The organism is Kordiimonas aestuarii (assembly GCF_025574465.1).
Classification (GTDB): Bacteria; Pseudomonadota; Alphaproteobacteria; order Sphingomonadales; family Kordiimonadaceae; genus Kordiimonas; species Kordiimonas aestuarii.
Window position 1 is genome coordinate 56,613 of record NZ_JAOBPP010000013.1, and the last position, 19,308, is coordinate 75,920.

General features: G+C 55.8%; 17 protein-coding genes and 1 tRNA gene. 14 read left to right on the forward strand and 4 right to left on the reverse strand.

Translation table 11 applies throughout. The annotated features are described in order from the left end of the window. Positions 1-92: 92 nt before the first annotated feature. Positions 93-548, forward strand: coding sequence for a GatB/YqeY domain-containing protein (locus OEU85_RS03100; protein ID WP_262689975.1), 456 nt, complete (start codon positions 93-95; stop codon positions 546-548). Positions 549-666: 118 nt separating this feature from the next. On the opposite strand, the gene OEU85_RS03105 is transcribed toward OEU85_RS03100, so the two are convergent. Then, positions 667-882 (reverse strand): hypothetical protein, encoded by a 216-nt coding sequence (locus tag OEU85_RS03105; protein WP_262689976.1) that lies wholly within the window; start codon positions 880-882, stop codon positions 667-669. Positions 883-986: 104 nt separating this feature from the next. On the opposite strand from OEU85_RS03105, the gene OEU85_RS03110 reads away from it, so the two are divergent. From OEU85_RS03110 to OEU85_RS03125, 4 genes are all read left to right on the forward strand, one after another. Then, complete coding sequence (locus OEU85_RS03110; RefSeq protein ID WP_262689977.1) at positions 987-1,919, forward strand: LysR substrate-binding domain-containing protein; 933 nt, start codon at positions 987-989, stop codon at positions 1,917-1,919. An 86-nt stretch (positions 1,920-2,005) separates the two neighbouring features. Continuing rightward, positions 2,006-3,961: a DNA primase gene (gene dnaG, locus OEU85_RS03115; protein ID WP_262689978.1), complete on the forward strand. Its 1,956-nt coding sequence runs from the start codon at positions 2,006-2,008 to the stop codon at positions 3,959-3,961. 43 nt (positions 3,962-4,004) lie between these two features. Beyond that, on the forward strand, positions 4,005-6,086 hold the full coding sequence (gene rpoD, locus OEU85_RS03120) for an RNA polymerase sigma factor RpoD (protein ID WP_262689979.1): 2,082 nt from the start codon (positions 4,005-4,007) through the stop codon (positions 6,084-6,086). 4 nt (positions 6,087-6,090) lie between these two features. Further along, positions 6,091-7,038, forward strand: a complete 948-nt coding sequence (locus tag OEU85_RS03125; RefSeq protein WP_262689980.1) for an aspartyl protease family protein — start codon at positions 6,091-6,093, stop codon at positions 7,036-7,038. Positions 7,039-7,123: 85 nt separating this feature from the next. Here OEU85_RS03125 and OEU85_RS03130 read toward each other — a convergent pair whose 3' ends face one another. Both OEU85_RS03130 and OEU85_RS03135 read right to left on the reverse strand, forming a co-directional pair. Then, positions 7,124-7,954 carry a flagellin gene (locus tag OEU85_RS03130; RefSeq protein ID WP_262689981.1) on the reverse strand — a complete coding sequence of 277 codons (831 nt, stop codon included), beginning with the start codon at positions 7,952-7,954 and terminating at the stop codon, positions 7,124-7,126. Positions 7,955-8,064: 110 nt separating this feature from the next. After that, on the reverse strand, positions 8,065-9,498 hold the full coding sequence (locus OEU85_RS03135; protein WP_262689982.1) for a zinc-binding metallopeptidase family protein: 1,434 nt from the start codon (positions 9,496-9,498) through the stop codon (positions 8,065-8,067). Between the two features lie 130 nt (positions 9,499-9,628). Between OEU85_RS03135 and OEU85_RS03140 the strand changes: the two genes are divergently transcribed. From OEU85_RS03140 to OEU85_RS03155, 4 genes are all read left to right on the forward strand, one after another. Continuing rightward, positions 9,629-9,847 (forward strand): hypothetical protein, encoded by a 219-nt coding sequence (locus tag OEU85_RS03140; protein ID WP_262689983.1) that lies wholly within the window; start codon positions 9,629-9,631, stop codon positions 9,845-9,847. Between the two features lie 41 nt (positions 9,848-9,888). Further along, positions 9,889-10,116, forward strand: a complete 228-nt coding sequence (locus OEU85_RS03145) for a hypothetical protein (protein ID WP_262689985.1) — start codon at positions 9,889-9,891, stop codon at positions 10,114-10,116. A 121-nt stretch (positions 10,117-10,237) separates the two neighbouring features. After that, on the forward strand, positions 10,238-11,809 hold the full coding sequence (locus tag OEU85_RS03150; RefSeq protein ID WP_262689986.1) for a GSCFA domain-containing protein: 1,572 nt from the start codon (positions 10,238-10,240) through the stop codon (positions 11,807-11,809). Positions 11,810-11,881: 72 nt separating this feature from the next. Next, positions 11,882-11,958 (forward strand) — tRNA-Ile (locus OEU85_RS03155). A 319-nt stretch (positions 11,959-12,277) separates the two neighbouring features. On the opposite strand, the gene OEU85_RS03160 is transcribed toward OEU85_RS03155, so the two are convergent. After that, the gene (locus tag OEU85_RS03160) at positions 12,278-12,973 is read right to left on the reverse strand and encodes a hypothetical protein (protein WP_262689987.1); all 696 of its coding nucleotides are present in this window, start codon (positions 12,971-12,973) and stop codon (positions 12,278-12,280) included. A gap of 142 nt (positions 12,974-13,115) precedes the next feature. Here OEU85_RS03160 and OEU85_RS03165 point away from each other — a divergent pair, with 142 nt between their 5' ends. The 5 genes from OEU85_RS03165 to OEU85_RS03185 all read left to right on the forward strand — a co-directional run bounded on the left by OEU85_RS03165 (position 13,116) and on the right by OEU85_RS03185 (position 19,143). Then, a complete protein-coding gene (locus tag OEU85_RS03165; RefSeq protein WP_262689988.1) occupies positions 13,116-14,237 on the forward strand; it encodes a hypothetical protein in 1,122 nt (373 codons plus the stop codon). Between the two features lie 76 nt (positions 14,238-14,313). Then, entirely contained in the window at positions 14,314-14,454 is a 141-nt protein-coding gene (locus OEU85_RS03170) for a hypothetical protein (protein ID WP_262689989.1), read from the forward strand. A gap of 59 nt (positions 14,455-14,513) precedes the next feature. After that, the gene (locus OEU85_RS03175) at positions 14,514-15,656 is read left to right on the forward strand and encodes a DUF547 domain-containing protein (RefSeq protein WP_262689990.1); all 1,143 of its coding nucleotides are present in this window, start codon (positions 14,514-14,516) and stop codon (positions 15,654-15,656) included. A 17-nt stretch (positions 15,657-15,673) separates the two neighbouring features. Next, a complete protein-coding gene (locus OEU85_RS03180) occupies positions 15,674-16,933 on the forward strand; it encodes an HlyD family secretion protein (RefSeq protein WP_262689991.1) in 1,260 nt (419 codons plus the stop codon). A gap of 2 nt (positions 16,934-16,935) precedes the next feature. Further along, positions 16,936-19,143 carry a peptidase domain-containing ABC transporter gene (locus OEU85_RS03185; protein WP_262689992.1) on the forward strand — a complete coding sequence of 736 codons (2,208 nt, stop codon included), beginning with the start codon at positions 16,936-16,938 and terminating at the stop codon, positions 19,141-19,143. Positions 19,144-19,308 lie beyond the last annotated feature (165 nt).

Genomic DNA, 19,308 nt, shown 5'->3' on the forward strand with positions numbered 1-19,308 from the left:
CAATGGGTTAAAAGGACCCTTCTTGTTTGCTTCAGATGCTGGCTTCAGGTATGATCTCGCCTTCCTTTTCGTGGAATTAAGGTGACAGGGCAATGTTACGGGACGAACTCAATCAGGCGATGAAAGCTGCAATGCGGGCGAAAGAAGCGCGCAAGCTGTCGACAATCCGCCTCGTGCTGGCGGCGATTAAAGAAAAAGATATTGAGCTCAGGACCGCCAACGCGGATGAGCGCGACGACGATGCCATGATCACCGACATCCTCTCCAAGATGGTCAAGCAACGCAACGACAGCATCAAGGCTTATGAAGAGGGTGGGCGGTGCGAACTGGCCGAACGTGAGCGCGAAGAGATCGCGACTATTCAGGAATTCCTGCCCAAGCAATTGTCGGATGCCGAGATTACGTCTGCGTGCCGTGAAGTGGTGGCGGAAATCGGCGCAGAGGGCCTAAAGGACATCGGCCGCTGCATGGCCGTGCTCAAGGAGCGTTATGCAGGCCAGATGGATTTCGCCAAGGCCAGCGGTATGATTAAGAAGCTGCTGAGCTAGGCGTCCTGCCTTACCCAGAGATAAAAATGATGCCGGAGCAGGGTTGTCCTGTCTCCGGCATCAGTCGTTCCGGGGGTGAGCCGGGCTGTCGTATGCTGTGGACTGTCGTGAACGGGCGTTAGTCGTAGTTCTGGATGAGCGAAAGCGGTGTGTCGAAGGACGGCGCTGCACGCTTGTGGCGCGCCTGAATAGCGCGCGAACATTCCTCAACCTTGTCCGCCTTGTTGATGATGCGGGTGGTGTAAAGCACGGTCTCGTCCTGCGGGGCCAGCAGGGTGGCCAGTTTGCTCCAAAAGCCTTTTTGCTCAGTTTTGCTGTCGTATTTCTTAGTCATTGTTTGTCTCCTCGATCGCTGTTATCGTTGATTTTGTGCGTATACAGGTTAATTACAAATTCGTTGTTTTAAGTCTGAGGCTTAGATTTTTTAAGGCTATATAAATGAGGTACAAGCTACAGTCGCTCTCAGGGTTAATGGCCTTTGATGCGGCCGCGCGACTTGGCAGCCTGACACTTGCCGCAAAAGAGCTTGGGCGCACGCAGTCCGCCGTGAGCCAGCAGGTCAAAACGCTTGAGGAGCAACTGGGGGTCGCGCTTTTTGCGCGCCGCCCGCGGGCGATAGAGCTGACAACTGCCGGGCGCACGCTCGCGCTCGCGGTATCACAGGCGCTGGAAAATATAGACAGGTCGGTCGCGGACATCAGCCGTAAGCGCGAGGTGAATGTGATCCGCCTGACCGCCTATCATTCTTTCGCGCTTCTCTGGCTCATCCCACGCCTCGCAAAGTTCAGCCTCAAATACCCCGAGATTGATGTGCGCCTGAATGCGGATGACCGCATCATCGACCTCGTGGCCGAGGGGTATGACCTCGCCGTGCGTGGGGGACGTATTGGCCGCCTGCCCGACGGAGTGACCTCGATCCGCGATGAGGTCTATATGCCGGTCTACGCGCCGCAACTCGCGCCGGGGCGGGACCTGACGATTGCAGACCTCGGCGATTATCCGCTTCTTGGCTATAGTGATGGCAGCTACTGGCGGCACTGGTTTGAACTCAATGGCATGGCGGACCGCGGATTTGAAGTCAGCCGCCGCTACAGCCATTCAGGGCTTCTGGTGCAGGCAGCCATGGTGGGCGGTGGTGTTGGTATTGCGCCGCTCACGAACGCGGCGGACGCGCTTTTTGACGGACGGCTCAAATGTATCCGCGGCGAGCCGTTCCGGAGCGGCCAGTGTTTCTACCTTGTGCCAGCCGAGCGGCCGATGCCGAAACAGGTGGAACTGTTCACACGCTGGATTCGCGATGAGATGGTGGAAATGGAAGGCGAGCTTGAGGAAATGATATCGAACGGAGGCCAGACTTTCCGCGCCTTGTAGCCTCGGGCGGATTTGGCTCTATTCTCACGGCGTACCATGCGTTAGAAGGAGAGCCTTCCATGTATGAGCCGGTGGTTGGGTAAAGAATGGCGCTGAGCCCGCAATTTCTTGATGAGTTGAAGCATCGCTTCACCCTGTCCGACGTGGTCGGACGGCAGGTGAAGCTTGTGCGGCGCGGGCGTGAGCATTCGGGCCTGTGTCCCTTCCACAATGAAAAATCGCCGTCCTTCACCGTCAATGACCAGAAGGGTTTCTACCACTGCTTCGGTTGTGGCGCCCATGGCAGCGTGCTTGACTTTGTCATGAACACCCAGGGGCTGGAGTTCATCGAAGCGGTGGAAATGCTGGCGGGCGAAGCGGGCATGGATGTGCCCAAGCCAAGCCGTGAGCAGATTGAGCGCGACAAGAAACGCTCTACCCTCGCCGAAGTGATGGAAAGTGTCGCCAAATGGTATATGGCGCAGCTCAAGGGCCAGATCGGCCGTGCGGCCTATGATTACATCAAGGGGCGGGGCCTGACGGACGAGACGTTAAAGCGCTTCCAATTGGGCTACGCGCCTGCGAGCCGCACCGCGCTCAAGGACGCGATGATCGCGCGTGACATCGGCGAGGACCAGCTTATCGAGACCGGTATGTTGATCAAACCCGAGGGCGGCGGCGCATCCTACGACCGCTTCCGCGACAGGCTGATGTTCCCGATCACCGACCGGCAGGGACGGGTGATCGCTTTCGGTGGGCGGGCGCTGAGTAAAGACGCCAAGGCAAAATATCTCAACAGCCCTGAAACCACGATCTTTCACAAGGGCGCTACCTTATATAACTGGGCCAATGCCCGTGCGGCGTCCTATGACGCGGGGCAGGTCATGGTGGTTGAAGGCTATATGGATGTGATCGCGCTGGCGCAGGCGGGCATTGACTATGCCGTGGCGCCGCTTGGCACCGCGCTGACGGAAGAGCAGATATCGCACCTGTGGCAAATGGCGGATGAGCCGATCCTGTCTTTTGACGGCGACAACGCCGGTATGCGCGCGGCGGGCAGGGCTGTTGAACGGAGCCTGCCCATGCTCAAGGCTGGCAAGTCGCTCAGGTTCATTATCATGCCCGAAGGTGAGGACCCGGACAGCCTTGTGCAAAAAGAGGGCAGGCAGGCGATCGAGAAGTTGATCGACAACGCCAGTCCCTTGGTGAACGTGCTGTGGAACAACCTGACGGGGGGTGTGGCCGCTGATACGCCGGAACGGCGCGCGGGGCTTGAGAAAAAGATTTTTGGCGCGCTTTCGGAGATTGAGGACGAAAACGTCAAGAAACTGTACCAGAGCGAGTTTCGCAACCGCATCTGGGACCTGTTCAGGCCGGTGCGCAAGTCGGGCGGGGGGCAACGAGGCCAAGGCGGTTTTCAGAGTGGAGGATTTCAGCGCAGCGGCTTTCAGGGCAGCGGTTTTCAGGGCGGGCGTGGCAAGGGCGGGTATCGCCCGCGGGAACCGCTGGCGACCGGTCTTCTGGGCCAGACATCCATCGGGCGCGGGCGTGGCATAAGCCCGGTCACCGACCGCATTGAAAAGGTGATTATCCTCACGCTGGTGTACCATCCCGAGATCATGATCAAACATGAAGAGGATGTGGCCCGGCTTGAGTTTACCTATCCGGGGCTTGACGCCATACGCAATGCGCTATTAGAGAAGGCCGCGCTCGCGGAAAGACTTGACCATGAGGCGGTCATTACCCATTTGGAAGACAGGCCCGAAATGGTGACTTTACAAAAGCTCATGAATGAACGCGGATTACGCGATGATTGGTTCGCCTGGGACGATGCTGCGCTCTCTGACGCGTTGACAGGGTTTGAGCATATTGTCTCGCGATTCCAGCATATTACAGCAGCGCATGCAGAATATGTGCAGGCGGAAGCCGACTATGCGGCTGAAATGACGGACGAAAATCACGCACGGTTTGTGGCAGCACAAGAGGCCTACCGTGCACTGGAGGAAAAAGAAGCCGATAAAGATGGCTACCGTCTCGAATCAGGACGGTTTTCTTTCAATTAATATGGTATAGACTGCGATTCGCGCAGATCTGGAGAGAAAATACATGGCAAAAGATGCGAATCAGGACGACGACAAGGACACCGGCGGAGAAGAAAACGCCTCTGGCCCGATCGTCGATTCTGCGGAAGCTGCTGTCAAAAAGATGATCGCCAAGGCGAAGGAGCGGGGCTACATCTCCTATGATGAGCTCAATAACGCCCTTCCGACCGAGGAAATGTCATCCGAGAAAATCGAAGACATCATGACGATGCTGTCCGAAATGGGCATCAACGTCATCGACGGCGACGACCCTGACGAACAGGACGGGGAAGCCGAATCGAAAAAAGATGAGGACGAGGACGAACAGGAAGAGTTCAAGCCCACCGACAAAAAGGAAGCGGGTGACCGCACCGACGACCCTGTGCGCATGTATCTGCGCGAGATGGGCTCGGTAGAACTTTTGTCCCGTGAGGGCGAAATCGCTATCGCGAAGCGGATCGAAGCTGGCCGTGCGACGATGATCGAGGGGCTGTGCATGAGCCCGCTCACCTTCCGCGCCATCATCGAGTGGGCCGAGCGTCTCGAAAATGAAGAGATGCTGCTGCGCGATATCATCGACCTTGAAGCCACCTTGGGCAAAGAGCCCAATAGTGCCGATCTTGAGGACGAAGACGGCGGCGACGTGCTGAAGGAAGGCGCTGAAGGCGAGGCCGCTAAAGGCGCGGACGGCAAGGAGCCTGCCAAGGCCGAAGACAGCAAGCCGCAAGAGACGCCCGCTGTGCGCTCGAAGTCTGACGAAGACGACGAGGAAGACGGTGACAGCGACGGTGAAGCCAAAAGCAGCGATGACGATGAGGATGACGATGACGAGGAAGCGGCGATGTCGCTTTCCGCCATGGAAGCGCACCTCAAGCCGGAAACTATCGAGAAATTCCAGCTCATCACCGCGACTTATAAAAAATATGCCAAGCTGCAGGACGCGCGTCTGGCGGCGGCTGTATCCAACGATACGCTGTCCACCCCGCAGGAGCGCCGCTTCAAGAACCTGCGCGAGGATCTGATTGCGCTCGTAAGCTCGGTCAAGTTCAACAATATGCGTATTGAAGAACTGGTGGATGAGCTTTATGGCCTGAATAAACGCCTGATGAGCTTGTCGGGCCGCCTGTTGCGCCTTGCAGAAAGCCACAAGGTAAGCCGTATTGCGTTCCTTGAGGAATATCAGGGTAACGAACTTGAGGAAGACTGGGCCGAGCGTGTCGGCAAGCTCAAGGGCAAAGGCTGGGCATCGTTTGTGGCTGGCGAAGCGGTTGCCATCAACAATATCCGCGATCAGGTGAGCGAAGTTGTTGGCCGTACCGGCCTGCATGTGGCTGAATTCCGCCGGATCGTGCGCACGGTACAAAAGGGTGAAAAAGAAGCCCGTATCGCCAAGAAAGAAATGGTGGAGGCCAACCTCCGCCTCGTGATTTCGATCGCGAAAAAATATACTAACCGTGGCTTGCAGTTCCTCGACCTTATTCAGGAAGGTAACATCGGCCTGATGAAGGCGGTGGATAAGTTCGAATATCGCCGGGGTTACAAGTTCTCGACCTACGCCACATGGTGGATCAGGCAGGCAATAACCCGCTCGATCGCCGATCAGGCGCGCACCATCCGTATCCCGGTGCATATGATCGAGACGATCAACAAGCTGGTGCGTACTGGACGCCAGATGCTGCACGAGATTGGCCGTGAAGCGACGCCGGAAGAACTGGCGGAACGTCTTTCGATGCCGCTTGAAAAAGTGCGCAAGGTGATGAAGATCGCCAAGGAGCCAATCTCCCTTGAAACACCCATCGGTGACGAGGAAGACAGCCACCTTGGTGACTTCATCGAAGACAAGAACGCTATCCTGCCGGTTGATGCGGCGATCCAGTCGAACCTGCGTGAGACCACCACGCGCGTGCTGGCATCCCTCACCCCGCGTGAGGAACGTGTGCTCAGGATGCGGTTTGGTATCGGCATGAACACCGACCATACGCTTGAGGAAGTGGGCCAGCAATTCTCGGTAACCCGCGAACGTATCCGCCAGATCGAGGCCAAGGCGCTGAGGAAGCTCAAGCACCCAAGCCGGTCGCGGCAGCTCAGAAGCTTCCTCGATACCTAAGGGCATGGACAGACAAGAAACATCAAATGGGGGTAGCCTTCGTTGGCTGCCCCTTTTTGTTTTAGGCCTGTTTGCCTTCACACACAGCCTGCAAGCCAACGAGTATGTGTCGGTGGGCGACAATCATGGCCGTCGCCTTGTGGATGTGCAGGTGGACAGCTATGGCAGCTTCCCGTTCCTTGTCGACAGTGCCGCAAGCCATACCGTGTTCTATGAGCGGCTCGTGAAGGAGCAGGGGCTGACCCCCATCCCCAGCCGGGCCGCGGCGGTTATTACCGCGACAGGGGAACGCCGGATGGATTACTACCGCCTGCACACCTTTGCCGCCTTTGGCGAAATTATGCGCGTTGACCGTACCATCGCGATGCCGGACCCGGGCGGCGGCGCTGATACACCATACGGCATCCTGGGCATGGATTTCCTGCGAGGCAGCGTACTTGTCGTGATTGGCGACAGTGTTCGCTTTTATGTCGACGGCGCCGCGTTCAAACCTGATGAAGACGAAGGCTATGACTGGCAGCGTATTGGCGGCCGGACCGTGGGTAATGGCTCCGTCGCTGTGGATGTCGGTGTGGCCGGGCTGGTGGTGCCCGCAATCATTGACACCGGCGCGGCGGTTACCGTCGTGAACCGCAAGGCGGCGGACAAGCTCCGGCAGCAAGGGACAAGCGGGGTAGAATTCCGCCGTACGACCTTGTCAGCAGCCGGTGGCCGGATGCGGGCGGAAAGCCTGCGGGTCGAACGGCTGCAAATGGGCGAACTCATATTGCGGGACCGGGATATCCTGTCGTCCAACCTGCCTGTCTTCACCACCTATGGTGCATCGCGGGTGCCCGCGATGATCCTGGGCGCTGATATCCTGTTCAGTCGCCCGATTGCCATCGATTTCGGCAATCACGCTCTTTATATCGGTAAACCCAGAGCGAGCGCAGCTGAGACCGCGCAAGAATGAATCTGAATATTAAACTGGAATAAATCCGGACATAAAAAAGCCCGGCACGCTCGCCGGGCTTGGAGTACGCAGAGGGTGACCACTATCAGCTTTCAAACAGGCCAAGGATAGAGGCAGGCTGTTTGTTCGCGATCGACAGACTTTGGATACCCAGCGCCTGACGGACCTGATTGGCCTCGAAGCTGGCGTTTGTGGATGCAAGGTTGGCGTCCACAAGGTTACCGATGCCTTTTTCGGTGGTGTTTGAAAGCGCTTCGGTGAAATCCTTGGTTTCCTGCAACCGGCTGGACCCTGAGCCGATCTCAGCCAGCGCATCTGAAACATTCGCAAGCGAATCTTCGATCGCTGTTACGGCGGCTTGTGCGTCCGTCAGCGTAGCAATGCCCTGTGCGGCGGATAGCGACACGTTCCCGCCGCCCAGCGACAGGTCTTGCGCCGCCACGGTCAGGCTACCGTCCCCTTCCGCGCCACTGAGGGCGACAATATCGTCACCACCGGCCTTGACCGCATTGGTGCCGTTGAATTCAGCGCCGTCGACGATACCGCTGATCTGGTCGCGCAGCGCGGTGAACTCGTCGTTGAGCGACTGGCGGCTGGCGTCGTCCAGCCCGGGATCGGCGGCCTTGACCGCTTTTTCCTTCAGCTCCAGCAACAGTTCAGACACGCCTTGCCCGGCAGCAAGCGCCACGTCGGATGTTGAGACCGCGCGGTCGAGCGAGTTTTTCACGCTGCCAAGGCCCGCGAGGTCACTTTCCAGCAGTTGAGAGACCGCGAGGATCGCCGCGTTGTCCTTGACGTCGTTCACCTTTTTGCCTGTGGCCAGCTCCTTCTGGTCAGTGCGCAAAAGCGAGTTTGTTTTGTTCAACGAGCGAACGCCCTGCAAACCGCCGGCGTTTGTATTGATTGATTCAACCATTTCAGCACCACCTCATGCGCCCCTTGGTCCCCACCAAAGGGCTGTAAGTTACCCAACCGCCAGTATGACAGAAATGGCTGGGTTTTTGAAGCGGTACGTAAAATTGTGCCCTATTTGTCGTAGCTTATGAAAGCCGTGATCCCTTCCTTGAGCGCGAGCACGTCCATTTTGTCGCTGACTGCGTAGGGTGTATGGATCGACAGCACTGGCACACCAAAGTCGATGGTGTCGATATTATAGTGTGCCAGTTCCGAACCAAGGGTACCGCCGCCCGCGCGGCCGACTTTATAGGTGGTGGTTTGCCACGGCACCTTGCGCTCATCAAGTGCAGCGCGCGTCCAGGCGGTGAACTCGCTATTGGCATTGAAGCCGCGGCCATACAGCTTGATGTTCACCCCGAAACCGAGGCGCGGTGCGTTTGTCAGCTCCCACACGCCGGGGCTCATGGGGTTTACACCCGGGTTTACATCAATCGACAGTGCCTTGGATGCACGAAGGGTGCGCGCAAGCAGGGGCTGGCGGTAGCTGTCGCCGACCTCAGCATACAAAAGTTCACCCACAAGGTCGGTCAGGAAGGTCGAGGACGCGCCTGTCACATTCACGTTGCCGCTTTCCTCATTGTCGGCCAGGTGGATGAGTGTCGTCTGTGGCGGTGTTTTGATGTCTGCCGCAGCCTTCAGGCTTGCGAATGCGGCCAGGCGGTCATCTTGCCCATAAGCGGCGGTCAACCTGCGGTCAAAACCCACATCGCGCGGGCGGGTGGCGGGCACAAGCGAGAGTTCGGCCGAGACAAGGTCGGCTGCGTCAACATCGTAGGTTTGCTTCAGGTGCTCAAACACCCAGTCAGCGACAGCGGTTTCGCCGTGCGGGCCGGTGGCCGCGATAGGGTCAAGGTCTTCATGCTCAACAACCTCGCGGGCGTTTTTCTTCATCTGGTCGCGCGCAGTGTGCGGCGACAGGTCCGGGATGATGAAAATGGGGTCGTCGGCATCAAGCCCGACAGCCACATTGATCACCTTTCCGTCCTTGCGGTCGATACGGCCCACGAGCGCAAGCGGGATATTTGTCCACTGATAGGTTTTGATGCCGCCGTGATAATTGGTCTGAAAGAGGGCAAAGCCCTGCGCATTATCGACGGGGCGTCCCTTCAGTTCAAGCCGTGGGCTGTCGATATGGCTGGCAACCAGCCGCACACCCTTGGCGATATCCTCACGCCCACCGATGATCAGTGTCAGCGCCCGGTCGCGGTTATGGATATAATAGCGGCTGCCGGGGGCGACGCGGGTGCCTTCCGTCCATTCTTCGAAGCCCATGTCCTTCGCCATGCGGATCGCTGACGCCACGGTCATCAACTCGGTGCGGGCGCCGTCAAGGAAACGGGCATAGTCTTTCGCGAAATCCATTGCGCTGTCGCTTTTGACCGTGTCGGCCTCTTTCCATACACTCTCGCAGGTGCCCTGGGCACACGGCGCGGCGATTGCTGGCTGCGTGCACAGGCTCGCGCCTAGTATCAGGGCGGTGATAAAGGTGGTTTTGCCGGTCATGGGTTCCTCCTGTCGATTTGCTCTTCTTTGCCTGTCTTAGAATGAGAATTCAGCCATTGCAATCACGTTGGGCTGACCCTATATCGGATTGATACAAGGGGTATAACAAAAGACAGTGGAGGGTGACGCCATGGGCGTATTCGGGATGATTACATCCGTAGTTTTGATTGTCATGATCGCGGTCGTGACAATGGTCAGCATTTCTGCGAAGTCGAAAACCGGCCGCACGCGAGAGCAGGACAAGGCCAGAGACAAACGTATCGCAGCCCTTGAGGAGCGGGTACGTGTGCTTGAAAAGCTTGCCACAGACAGGAGTGCGCGGCTCAAGGAAGAGATCGACGCGCTCTAGGCCAAAAAAATATACAGAGACGACAACGCGAGGACAGACAGATGGAAGACGGCAAGATTTTTGTGCTGATGATCATTTTCGGATCATTTATATTCGCAGGTTTCAGCCAATGGATGAAAGCGAAGACTGACGCGATGAAAAAAGCGACCCGTGAGGGTGACAGTGAACTCCGCCGCGACGTGCGGGCGCTTGAGGAACGGGTGCGGGTGCTGGAACGCATCGCGACAGACAAACGCTCCCGCCTGAAGGAAGAGATCGACGCGCTTTAGAGGCTTGCTGCAAATCCATGTGACGGTGGTGTGAAGGCGTTTGGCTTTACACCCCAATATGGTCAGTATATGCATGCAGGGCACATATCCGGTTGCGGGCAACTAGACAGCACAGGTGCTTATGAGTTTTGAACCAGACCCCGGAATGCTGACGCCCGCAGCAACAATGCTTGCGCCGGACAGAGACATATCGCTAGCCTTTCATCACAGCAGTTTTGATCGCCTTGCACCCCTATGCAGCCCGGAGACGCGGCCTAAGTTCCAGATTGATGGTCGTAAGCCGATCTTTGTCTTTGGCAGCTGTTTTGCGCTTGAGGTTGCTTCCCGCCTGCGTGACATGGGTAGCGAAGTCGCTGACTTCAACTTTCTAATGACTGCAGATGAATGGCATTCCATTCCTCAGGTCATCGTCAATAAGTTCACCCCGGCGGGCATCCATAATGAAGTGAGTTGGTGCCACGGCATCCTCACGCGCGGGAACGGTTTCCGCGAAGCAGATACGGACGACCTGCTTTATGACATTGGTAACGGCTATGTCATTGACGGCGGGCTGATGGGCTTCCGGCCAATCCGTCGTGATCGGGCAATCGAGCGGCGGAAAGCGCTTTTCGAGTATTTCTCGAAAGTATTTGAGGTTGAGACGGTGGTGATCACCCTGGGCCTCATAGAGAGCTGGTGGGATAGCAAGCGCCGCCGTTTCCTTGAGGAAGCTCCGCGCGATAACAGGCTCCTGCAGCTCTATGGCGATCAGTTCCATTTCTGCAAACTGGATTATGATCGGTGCCGGGCCTATCTGCTGGATATTTTCCGCTTGATCGATTCTATTGGCAAACCCAAGAAAATTCTCATCACTACCTCGCCGGTGCCGATTGCACGGACCTTTACGGACGATGATATTATCGTTGCGAATTCTCATGGCAAAAGCGTGCTCCGGGCCGTGTGCGGCGACCTGGTGGCCCGTCTGCCCAACGTGGCATATTTCCCTTCCTATGAAAGCGTTGTGCTGACGCGGGACTGGAGTGTCTATGCTCTCGATCGTCGTCACGTTGCGCGCAAGGATGTTGCGCGCATTATTGCCAAGGTAATCGAGACATATTTTACCAATGTGCCCGAGCCACAGCAAAAACTGATCGCAAGTGTGCTGGCTTTCCATAACGGGGCATTAGACCGGGCTCTGGAGCTGGCGAAAGAGGCTGTGTCCTTGCGGCCGTCATCGCTGGAAGCATGGCACCAATTGGCACAGTGCCATGACAGCATGGGTGCCTATGGTGAGGCCGCGGTTGCGTTTGAGCGGGTCGCCGGTCTCGCGCCAGAAAACGCGCTATCCATCCAGATGATGGCGATTGGCCACTGCAAGGCAGGGACGGCCGATCGGGCAATCGACCGTGTAGAGGGTTTTCTTGCGCGCTATCCCGGCACACCTGTGGTGGAATATGCTCATATGCAATGCCTCCATGCGCTGGGGCGTTTTGATGAATGTATGAGTTTGATCCGGCGTCTTGAAGACCTGAGAATCCTGCGAGCAGAAGGATATACCGTTGCGAGCCAAATCCATCAGGCGCGCGGTGATCTGCCTGCCGCCCTCAACGCGGCGCAAAAAGCGGCCTCAATGAGTTGGCAAAGTGCTGATACGCTTGAGCGGGTAGTCGACCTTGAAATGCTTATGCGGGATGTCGCGCGCCGCGAAGGTTGAGGCGCAAGATATTTCCCGCATTTTTGGGCTACCCAAGCCGCGATCCATTTGCTAAACGAGGCCCCGTGGTTGGGGCCTGTAGCTCAGTTGGTTAGAGCCGGCCGCTCATAACGGCTTGGTCGGGGGTTCGAGTCCCTCCGGGCCCACCACATGAGTGAGAGTTCTCAGAAAAAGCTGGAAATTTCTCAGAAAAAGCCGGACACCGAAATGGTGTTCGGCTTTTGACTTCAGCCTATTCGATCCTGGAACGCTTCAAGCGCACGGCGACATTTGCGGCTTTTGTCTATGCATCTGCCTGTCCGTTTGTGGCGAAAAGCAGATATTGGTGAAGTGCGGATATCCAATAAAGGAATAGTCGCGCTCTGGCCGATAGGTGACTTTCAGTCACCCCCCGCGATATAGGCGCTCCCGCCAGAAGAAGTCTTATACAGATATTGGTTATGCATCTGAATCCGTTGCCTGCCCTGCTTACTGGGGTGAGTTCAGCTCGTTAGACACAAAGCGGTGACGAAGATTTGTCAAACTGCCGTTCTTTACCTCCAGCTCACGGATATAATCGATCAATTCCGCCGTTATGTGTGTATGGGTTTCTAGCTTGTCACCATCAGCAGAAAACTCGGCGACAGAGAGATTAAGGACGTCGCCATCATTCTGTGCAGCATAGCGTTCAACAGCACCTTCAATATGGCGCACCCACACTTCTCTATGCTCATTAAGTCCATCTCTCAGTGTTTTTTGAACGCGCCCTAGCAGCTCAATATATTCACGTGTAAGCGCTCCAACATCCAGCTCATCTTGCTCTGAGTTTAATTCCGATAAAACTTTCTTCAGTCGATCGTTTTTTTTGATTTCAGTGATAATTATCCGCCCACTAGTTGAAAAACGTCTTTGGGAAGTTAATTCGCCATCAACTTCAATTCTTCGAGAATGAAACCAGGCTCCATGCAGTGGGGCAGAGTGATGCTGGGCATGGTTTCTGAGCTGCTCCATAAAACGATATGCGAAGCTGCCCTCATATGCTTCACTGGCCGCTGTCTTAAATACTTCCACTATCCCTTCAATTTCCAGTTTTTGTAGTCGTCCATATACATGGTCCAGATAAGCTCTGCAGCTTTGCAAAAGGTTAGATAGGCGCCGCGAAAATGTCCGACGATACTGCTGCATCGCTGCATAGGAATATCCTCGTACCTTCGTTTGAGCCGAGAAAGTGGCTCGCCTTTATCGATAGTCAAAGTATAATTTTGTAGACATTAAGTTTATATTTATGCAACCTCAGATTAAGTGATTCGATCTCTGGGGGAGAGATATGCAACTTCTGTTCACCGCGCAAGCCGGGGATATGCATGCGTCTGCTGTGGCTTATGTGCTTAGGCTGGCGGGGCATGATGTCAGTTTCTGGTGCACGGACGATATTCCGCAAAAGCAAACGGGTTCAGTTTATCTGGGTAATGATATTGCGCCAGTGATCTCCTGCCAAAGTCCTGATATCACTACAGGAAGTATGGAAAATTTTGATGTCGTATGGCACAGGCGCCCGTCAAGGCCTGTTATGCCTTCACATATGCATCCCGCCGATGTGCCGGTGGCTGAACAGGAGTTTGGGTATTTTCTTGCCGGCCTGAGGAATTGCCTTGCCCCCTATGCGCGCTGGGTGAACCCACTACGCTCCTATGATATCTCAAGTGACAAATTATTACAACTAAAACTGGCAGTGGGGTGTGGTCTCAATATTCCGGAAACCCTGGCTTCGCATGACCCTGAAGCAATCCGTGCCTTTGCGCGAAGGCATGAAAGCGGAGGGCTTATTTTTAAGACCTTTGCACCAGCTAACTGGAGGTTGTCGGACGGAGGCATAGCCGCGGTTTATACAACACTACTGTCTGACGATGACCTGGATGATGATTATGCGCTGCGCCATGCACCTGGCATATATCAGCCCTATGTGCCCAAAGCCTATGAATTGCGGGTCACTATGTTTGGTCGCCATGATGTTAGTATCAAAATCAATAGTCAGAATTCTACTGTCGGCAAGATCGACTGGCGAGGGGAAGCGAACGAGGCGCTCGGTTTCACGCTTTATGAGTTGCCAGCTGTCGTGCGGGACGGCTGCATTCTTCTTATGGAGAAGTTGGGCATCGTCTTTGGCTGCTTCGATTTCATCGTCACCCCGGACAGGGAGTATATTTTCTTAGAGGTGAACCCGATGGGCAACTTCCTGCCCATAGAGGACAACTGCCCTGAAAGCCGCATGCTTGAGACTTTCTGCGCATTTCTTATCGGCGGCGAGGGCTCCGCACAGTACGGCATGGCGGGCGTACCGTCTTTCCCGAGCCTCAAGCAGAACCAAGATTTTCAAGCATGGGTCGAGGCTCTCAAATCGCGCCATATCGTTGCTCCCTATCGAGTAACTATGGAGGCCGCTGAATAAACCAATAGTATAAAAATGCTTGCAAAGGTTTAGTTCTGAGTAAGATACTTAACCAACTCTCATAGGGAGAAACAAAATGGACAAAAAACAGCAAAACCGTATCGCAACCCGCCGCATGGCGCGTGAACTGACGGTGGAAGAAATGAAGACCCTGAAGGGTGGTGGGGTTACTCCGCCAATTCATGACGAAATGGCGCCGGATCACGTTTATCCGTAATCATGTTGCAGGGCGGGATTCCGCGCCCTGCACATCTTTGTTTTTTTAGGAGTTGGACGGTGATCTCGGTAGTAAGAAGTATTTTTGTATGGATGACTTGTGTCGCAGCTACGCCTGCCTTTGCATCTGAGCAACTCTTCGAACCCAGCAAATATGCTGAATCCGAGTCCATTAGTATCTCATACGACGACTGGTCGTATGTGCTGAAGGCGACGGTGTTTGAGGCCGGGCGGTCCGACCGCAGTTATGCCGCGCCGCCGGAGCCCGGTGTCGGTCGCCGCATTATCAAAGGCAATACCGCGAGCACTCGTTTTGAGGGCAACCGGCTTTATTTCCCTGCTTTCGAGGGTAAGAATCTTGAAGCCGTGCTGCGTATCCGCGCCGAGCTAGCCGCAATGCCAGACGCGGTGCCGATGGCGGAATGGACCAAGAACCAGCAATTGGCCTACTGGTTGAATCTCTATAATGTCACGCTCATTTCGGAGCTGGCAAAGCGTTATCCAGAGCAGGAGTTACGCTCGCTGCTGTACGGCAAACGCGGGCTTCTGGACAGGAAGCTCCTCAAAGTGGCCGGAGTGAAGCTTTCCCTGAACGATATTCATCATCACATCATCCTGGAAAACTGGGATGACCCACTCGTAATCTATGGCCTGTTCCACGGCTATGTGGGCTGCGCGAACATCAGGCCCGAGGCCTATACCGCCGACAAAGTGTGGGAACAGCTCAAGGAGAACGCGATTGATTTCATTAATTCGAACCGAGGGGCCCGAATGCGCGACGAAGTGCTTGAGGTCTCGACGCTTTACGAAGAGAATGCGGCGCTTTTTCCAAGCGTGGAAGCTCTCAAGTCTCATATTGCAGCCTATGCAGATCCGGCCTTCGCTACACGGGTGCAGGGCGCTTCACAGATCAAGGCCAGCGTGAAGGACTATTATATTGCCGATCTGTTTCAAGGTGTTGTCAACGACACAAATCCGAATGAGGGCAATGCTAGCGCCGTCGTGCACGGCCTTCGCGGCAGAGACGCCACGTTAGTGGCTGATATGTTTGTTTCAAAAATGCGGCCCTTGGGCTCCGGCAATATTCCTCAAGTTGCATTAGAATATCTTGGTAAAATACGAGAGAAAAAAGCAGCTCGGGAGGGTCAGGTTAGCGTCGAGGAATATGTCGCTTCCGAAGAAGAGGCAAAGCCGGACGAGTGAGCTGGGGTGGGGAACATTTGAGCGACGGCAAATATGACATCCTCGATCGGGAAGCCATGCTTTTTGGTCATCCAACCCTGATGGAGCGCATCGGCGGTTATTTCCTTGGGGCTGCGTTGCTTTTATTCCTGATCTTCGCGGCGACACTTAAAACGCCGGAGAAAATTAGCCTGCCCGTGGTGATCAGCAGCAGCCCTAATGCCGGGCTTGGCGTTGCGCCCCGCGCTGGGCGTATCGAGGCGCTGTTGGCAGGTGAGGGAGATAAGGTGGCAGCAGGTGCGCTGATTGCGGTGCTGGCCAGCCCGGCAGATTTCCAGCAAGTGCTGAACCTCAAAGACTGGCTGGTGGCTTCCCTGCCGCATGAGCTGGCTATGGACGTACCATTATTCCAGCACCTCGGTCCGCTTCAGGCGAGATATGAGAGCCTTCGCCAGGCGGGAGCTCGTTATGAGCGCACCCACGACCCGGAGCCACACACACAGGCTCGTGCCGCGCTCCAGACTGAGCAGCGGCGGCTTGAAACGGTTCAGGGTCTGTTGGTCGAGGCAGGGGTGATCGCGGAAGAAAAACTTGTGGCACTGACCGAGGAAGCGGAAGTCCGTCGCGGCTTGTTGGCGAAAGGTGTTGGGAGCAGGCTGGCGGTGCAGGCAATCGAGACCCAGATTCTCGACCAGAAGTCCCTGATCATCGCAAACAGGCAGCAGCGTGAAGAAAACGCAATTGCCCTGGCCCGACTGGTAAAGCAGCTTGCTGACCTGGAGTGGACCCACAGGCAGGAAACTGAAGCAGCCCACATGGAGCTTGCCGAAGCTTATACGCTGCTGTTGGCCGAGATCGGTGACTGGGAGCGCGAAAATCTGCTGCACGCCAGCGTGGGCGGCAGCCTACTTTCCTTCGGTGACTGGAGCGATCAACGTTTTGTCGTTGAAGGAGAGCGACTTTTCATCGTTATGCCCGACCAGCAGCAACTGTATGCGACAGGGGCGTTCGACGGTGCAGGCGGTGGGCAGGCACATGTCGGCGACAGGGTTCTTGTGTCGCTTGACGACTATCCTTCGCGCCGTTTTGGCAAACATGCCGGAGAAGTTGAGACCCTCTCGTCCGTGGTGGTCGAGGGTAAACGATATGTGCGTGTGGCGCTACGGGGCGGACAAGGGCAGGCCGGTGAGGGGCTTATCCTGTACAGGGAAGGCATGACCGGCATGGCAGAAATCGTGACAGCGCCGGAGAGCCTTTTGTCACGCCTCTGGAATACCTTCCGTCCGGAGGAAACCTGACAATGTTTACTTTCCGGAGCCATCCGCATTTCCGTCAACGTGATGCCATGGATTGTGGTGCCGCCTGCCTGCGCATGGTGGCGGAAAGTTTCGGTATCCGTGTCCCCTATGACCAACTGGTAAAGGCGACCCACAAGACCCGACAGGGTGTGTCGGTTCTCAACCTCTGCACCGCCGCCGAGCAATATGGCCTGCATGCCAGGGCCATGATGTGTACGGTGGATGACCTGAAGGAAACTCGGTCTTTCCCGACGGTGTTGCACTGGAAGCAGAATCATTATGTGGTGTTGCATGATATCCGCCGGGGTATTGCATATGTCTCGGACCCCTATGCCGACGGTGTTGTCAAACTGCCGCTTGATGAGCTTGAACGCCACTGGACCTCCATCAGTGAGGACGAACAGAGGTTTGGTGTCAGTATATTCTTCACGCACGCAGGCAACCGGCAGACATTTGACGGCGATAGGCCGGAGCGCCTTGGTTTGCGCACGGTGCTGCCGCTCCTGTTTAGGGAACGCAGGCCTCTTACGCAGCTTATACTGGTTATGGTCGTTGGCCTTGCCCTTACCGTGGCCTTGCCGCTCTTCACACAGGCGCAGGTAGACGCAGGTGTCGCACTTGGTGACATGGGCATCCTCAAAGTATTGCTCATCGGTCAGTTTCTTGTGCTGGCCGGGCAGGGTGTCGCTCTCTTTTGCCGCCGCTGGATACTGGTCTATGTATCATCGCGCGTGAACCATACATTGATTACACGCTTTATGGCGCGGCTCCTCAACCTGCCGATGAAGTTCTTCGATGAGCGCAATTTTGGCGATATCGTCGGGCGGCTCGGTGACCATATGAAAATCGAGCTGTTCCTGAATTCAAATGCCTTCGAGATTGTTTTCACCCTGCTGTCGGTCCTGCTCTATGGCGTGTTGCTGGCAAGCTACAGCGGGCTGATTTTACTGACTTTTATGGTTGGCGTCTGCTTTCTTGTTTTCTGGACCTGGCGCTTCATGGCTTTGCGCCGCTCGCTTGATTTCAAGCGTTTCGGCCTGATGGCGGAAAGCCAGTTTCGGGAGATGCAGCTTGTCTCCGGCGCACAGGAGATGCGGCTGAGTGGTTGCGAAGCATTGTACCGTGACGAATGGCAAGCGACGCGGGCCGGGCTCTTTCATGTCGGCATCCGGGCGATGAAAGTAGAACAGTGGCAGCTTGTTGGTGCGACCATGGGGCTTCAGCTTATGGCGGTTCTATGCGCCTTCATTGCTGCGAGCCTTGCCATATCCGGTGAGCTTACGCTTGGTGCCATGATGGCGATCAGTCTTGTCATCGGCCAGCTTTCTGCGCCGCTGCTGCAAAGCCTTGAGTTCCTTAAACTTGCGCAGGATGCGTCGATTGCAGCGGAACGCATAGAGGATGTCTATGCCACCGAGACGGAGGTTGAGCAGCAAGGCCATATTGTGAGTGAGCCCGTCCCGGTCGTTACCGGCGATATCGTGCTAGAGGATGTTTGCTTCCGCTATGACGACCCCGATGCGAATCCTGTTATCGATCATCTCTCACTGCGGATCCCCCATGGCAAAACGACTGCAATCGTGGGACAGAGCGGCTCCGGCAAGACCACGCTTCTGAAGCTGTTGTTGCGTCTTTACGACACGGAGGCGGGAACTATCCGGGTGGGAGGTCTCGACCTCCGGACCGTTGATATCCGTGCGTGGCGGGCGGGCTGCGGTACGGTGATGCAGGAAGGGTTCATTTTTTCCGACAGCATTCTACGCAACATTACTTTTGAGAATGAAATAACGGACATGCCGCGCCTCGAAAGCTGCCTGGATATCGCCTGCGTGCGCGAATTTGTCGAGAAATTGCCTTACGGTCTGATGACACGGGTCGGTAATGACGGGCTCGCCCTCAGCACCGGGCAAAAGCAACGCATACTGATCGCGCGTGCGCTTTACAAGGACCCGACTTTCCTGTTTTTCGATGAAGCAACCAGCGCGCTCGACACGGAGAATGAGAAAAAGATTGTCGAGAACCTCGACAGGACCCTGACTGGTCGCACCCGTGTCGTTGTTGCACACCGCCTGAGCACTGTGCGCAAGGCCGACAATATCATCGTGCTCGAATGCGGGAGGATTGTGGAGCAAGGCACGCATGAGAGCCTCATCCGGTCCCGCGGACGATATTACGGCCTGGTTAGCGATCAACTGGCGTTATCTGAGTGACGTCGAACTTTACGTCATTTCGCGATAATATCTTGGAAGCCTGTCACACAGGGTATATCTGGAATTTCCATGTATTTTCGAAAATATGATGGAATTTCCGGTTTTATCTGAGAAAACGTCCACCTATCTCTGAGAAATTCAATCCAGAAATGGCGGAAGCACCAG

Excerpts from the sequence above, each read along its gene's own strand:
- OEU85_RS03100 (WP_262689975.1), top strand. The coding sequence starts at position 93 with ATGTTACGGGACGAACTCAATCAGGCGATGAAAGCTGCAATGCGGGCG.
- OEU85_RS03105 (WP_262689976.1), bottom strand. The coding sequence starts at position 882 with ATGACTAAGAAATACGACAGCAAAACTGAGCAAAAAGGCTTTTGGAGC.
- OEU85_RS03110 (WP_262689977.1), top strand. The coding sequence starts at position 987 with ATGAGGTACAAGCTACAGTCGCTCTCAGGGTTAATGGCCTTTGATGCG.
- dnaG (WP_262689978.1), top strand. The coding sequence starts at position 2,006 with ATGGCGCTGAGCCCGCAATTTCTTGATGAGTTGAAGCATCGCTTCACC.
- rpoD (WP_262689979.1), top strand. The coding sequence starts at position 4,005 with ATGGCAAAAGATGCGAATCAGGACGACGACAAGGACACCGGCGGAGAA.
- OEU85_RS03125 (WP_262689980.1), top strand. The coding sequence starts at position 6,091 with ATGGACAGACAAGAAACATCAAATGGGGGTAGCCTTCGTTGGCTGCCC.
- OEU85_RS03130 (WP_262689981.1), bottom strand. The coding sequence starts at position 7,954 with ATGGTTGAATCAATCAATACAAACGCCGGCGGTTTGCAGGGCGTTCGC.
- OEU85_RS03135 (WP_262689982.1), bottom strand. The coding sequence starts at position 9,498 with ATGACCGGCAAAACCACCTTTATCACCGCCCTGATACTAGGCGCGAGC.
- OEU85_RS03140 (WP_262689983.1), top strand. The coding sequence starts at position 9,629 with ATGGGCGTATTCGGGATGATTACATCCGTAGTTTTGATTGTCATGATC.
- OEU85_RS03145 (WP_262689985.1), top strand. The coding sequence starts at position 9,889 with ATGGAAGACGGCAAGATTTTTGTGCTGATGATCATTTTCGGATCATTT.
- OEU85_RS03150 (WP_262689986.1), top strand. The coding sequence starts at position 10,238 with ATGAGTTTTGAACCAGACCCCGGAATGCTGACGCCCGCAGCAACAATG.
- OEU85_RS03160 (WP_262689987.1), bottom strand. The coding sequence starts at position 12,973 with ATGCAGCAGTATCGTCGGACATTTTCGCGGCGCCTATCTAACCTTTTG.
- OEU85_RS03165 (WP_262689988.1), top strand. The coding sequence starts at position 13,116 with ATGCAACTTCTGTTCACCGCGCAAGCCGGGGATATGCATGCGTCTGCT.
- OEU85_RS03170 (WP_262689989.1), top strand. The coding sequence starts at position 14,314 with ATGGACAAAAAACAGCAAAACCGTATCGCAACCCGCCGCATGGCGCGT.
- OEU85_RS03185 (WP_262689992.1), top strand. The coding sequence starts at position 16,936 with ATGTTTACTTTCCGGAGCCATCCGCATTTCCGTCAACGTGATGCCATG.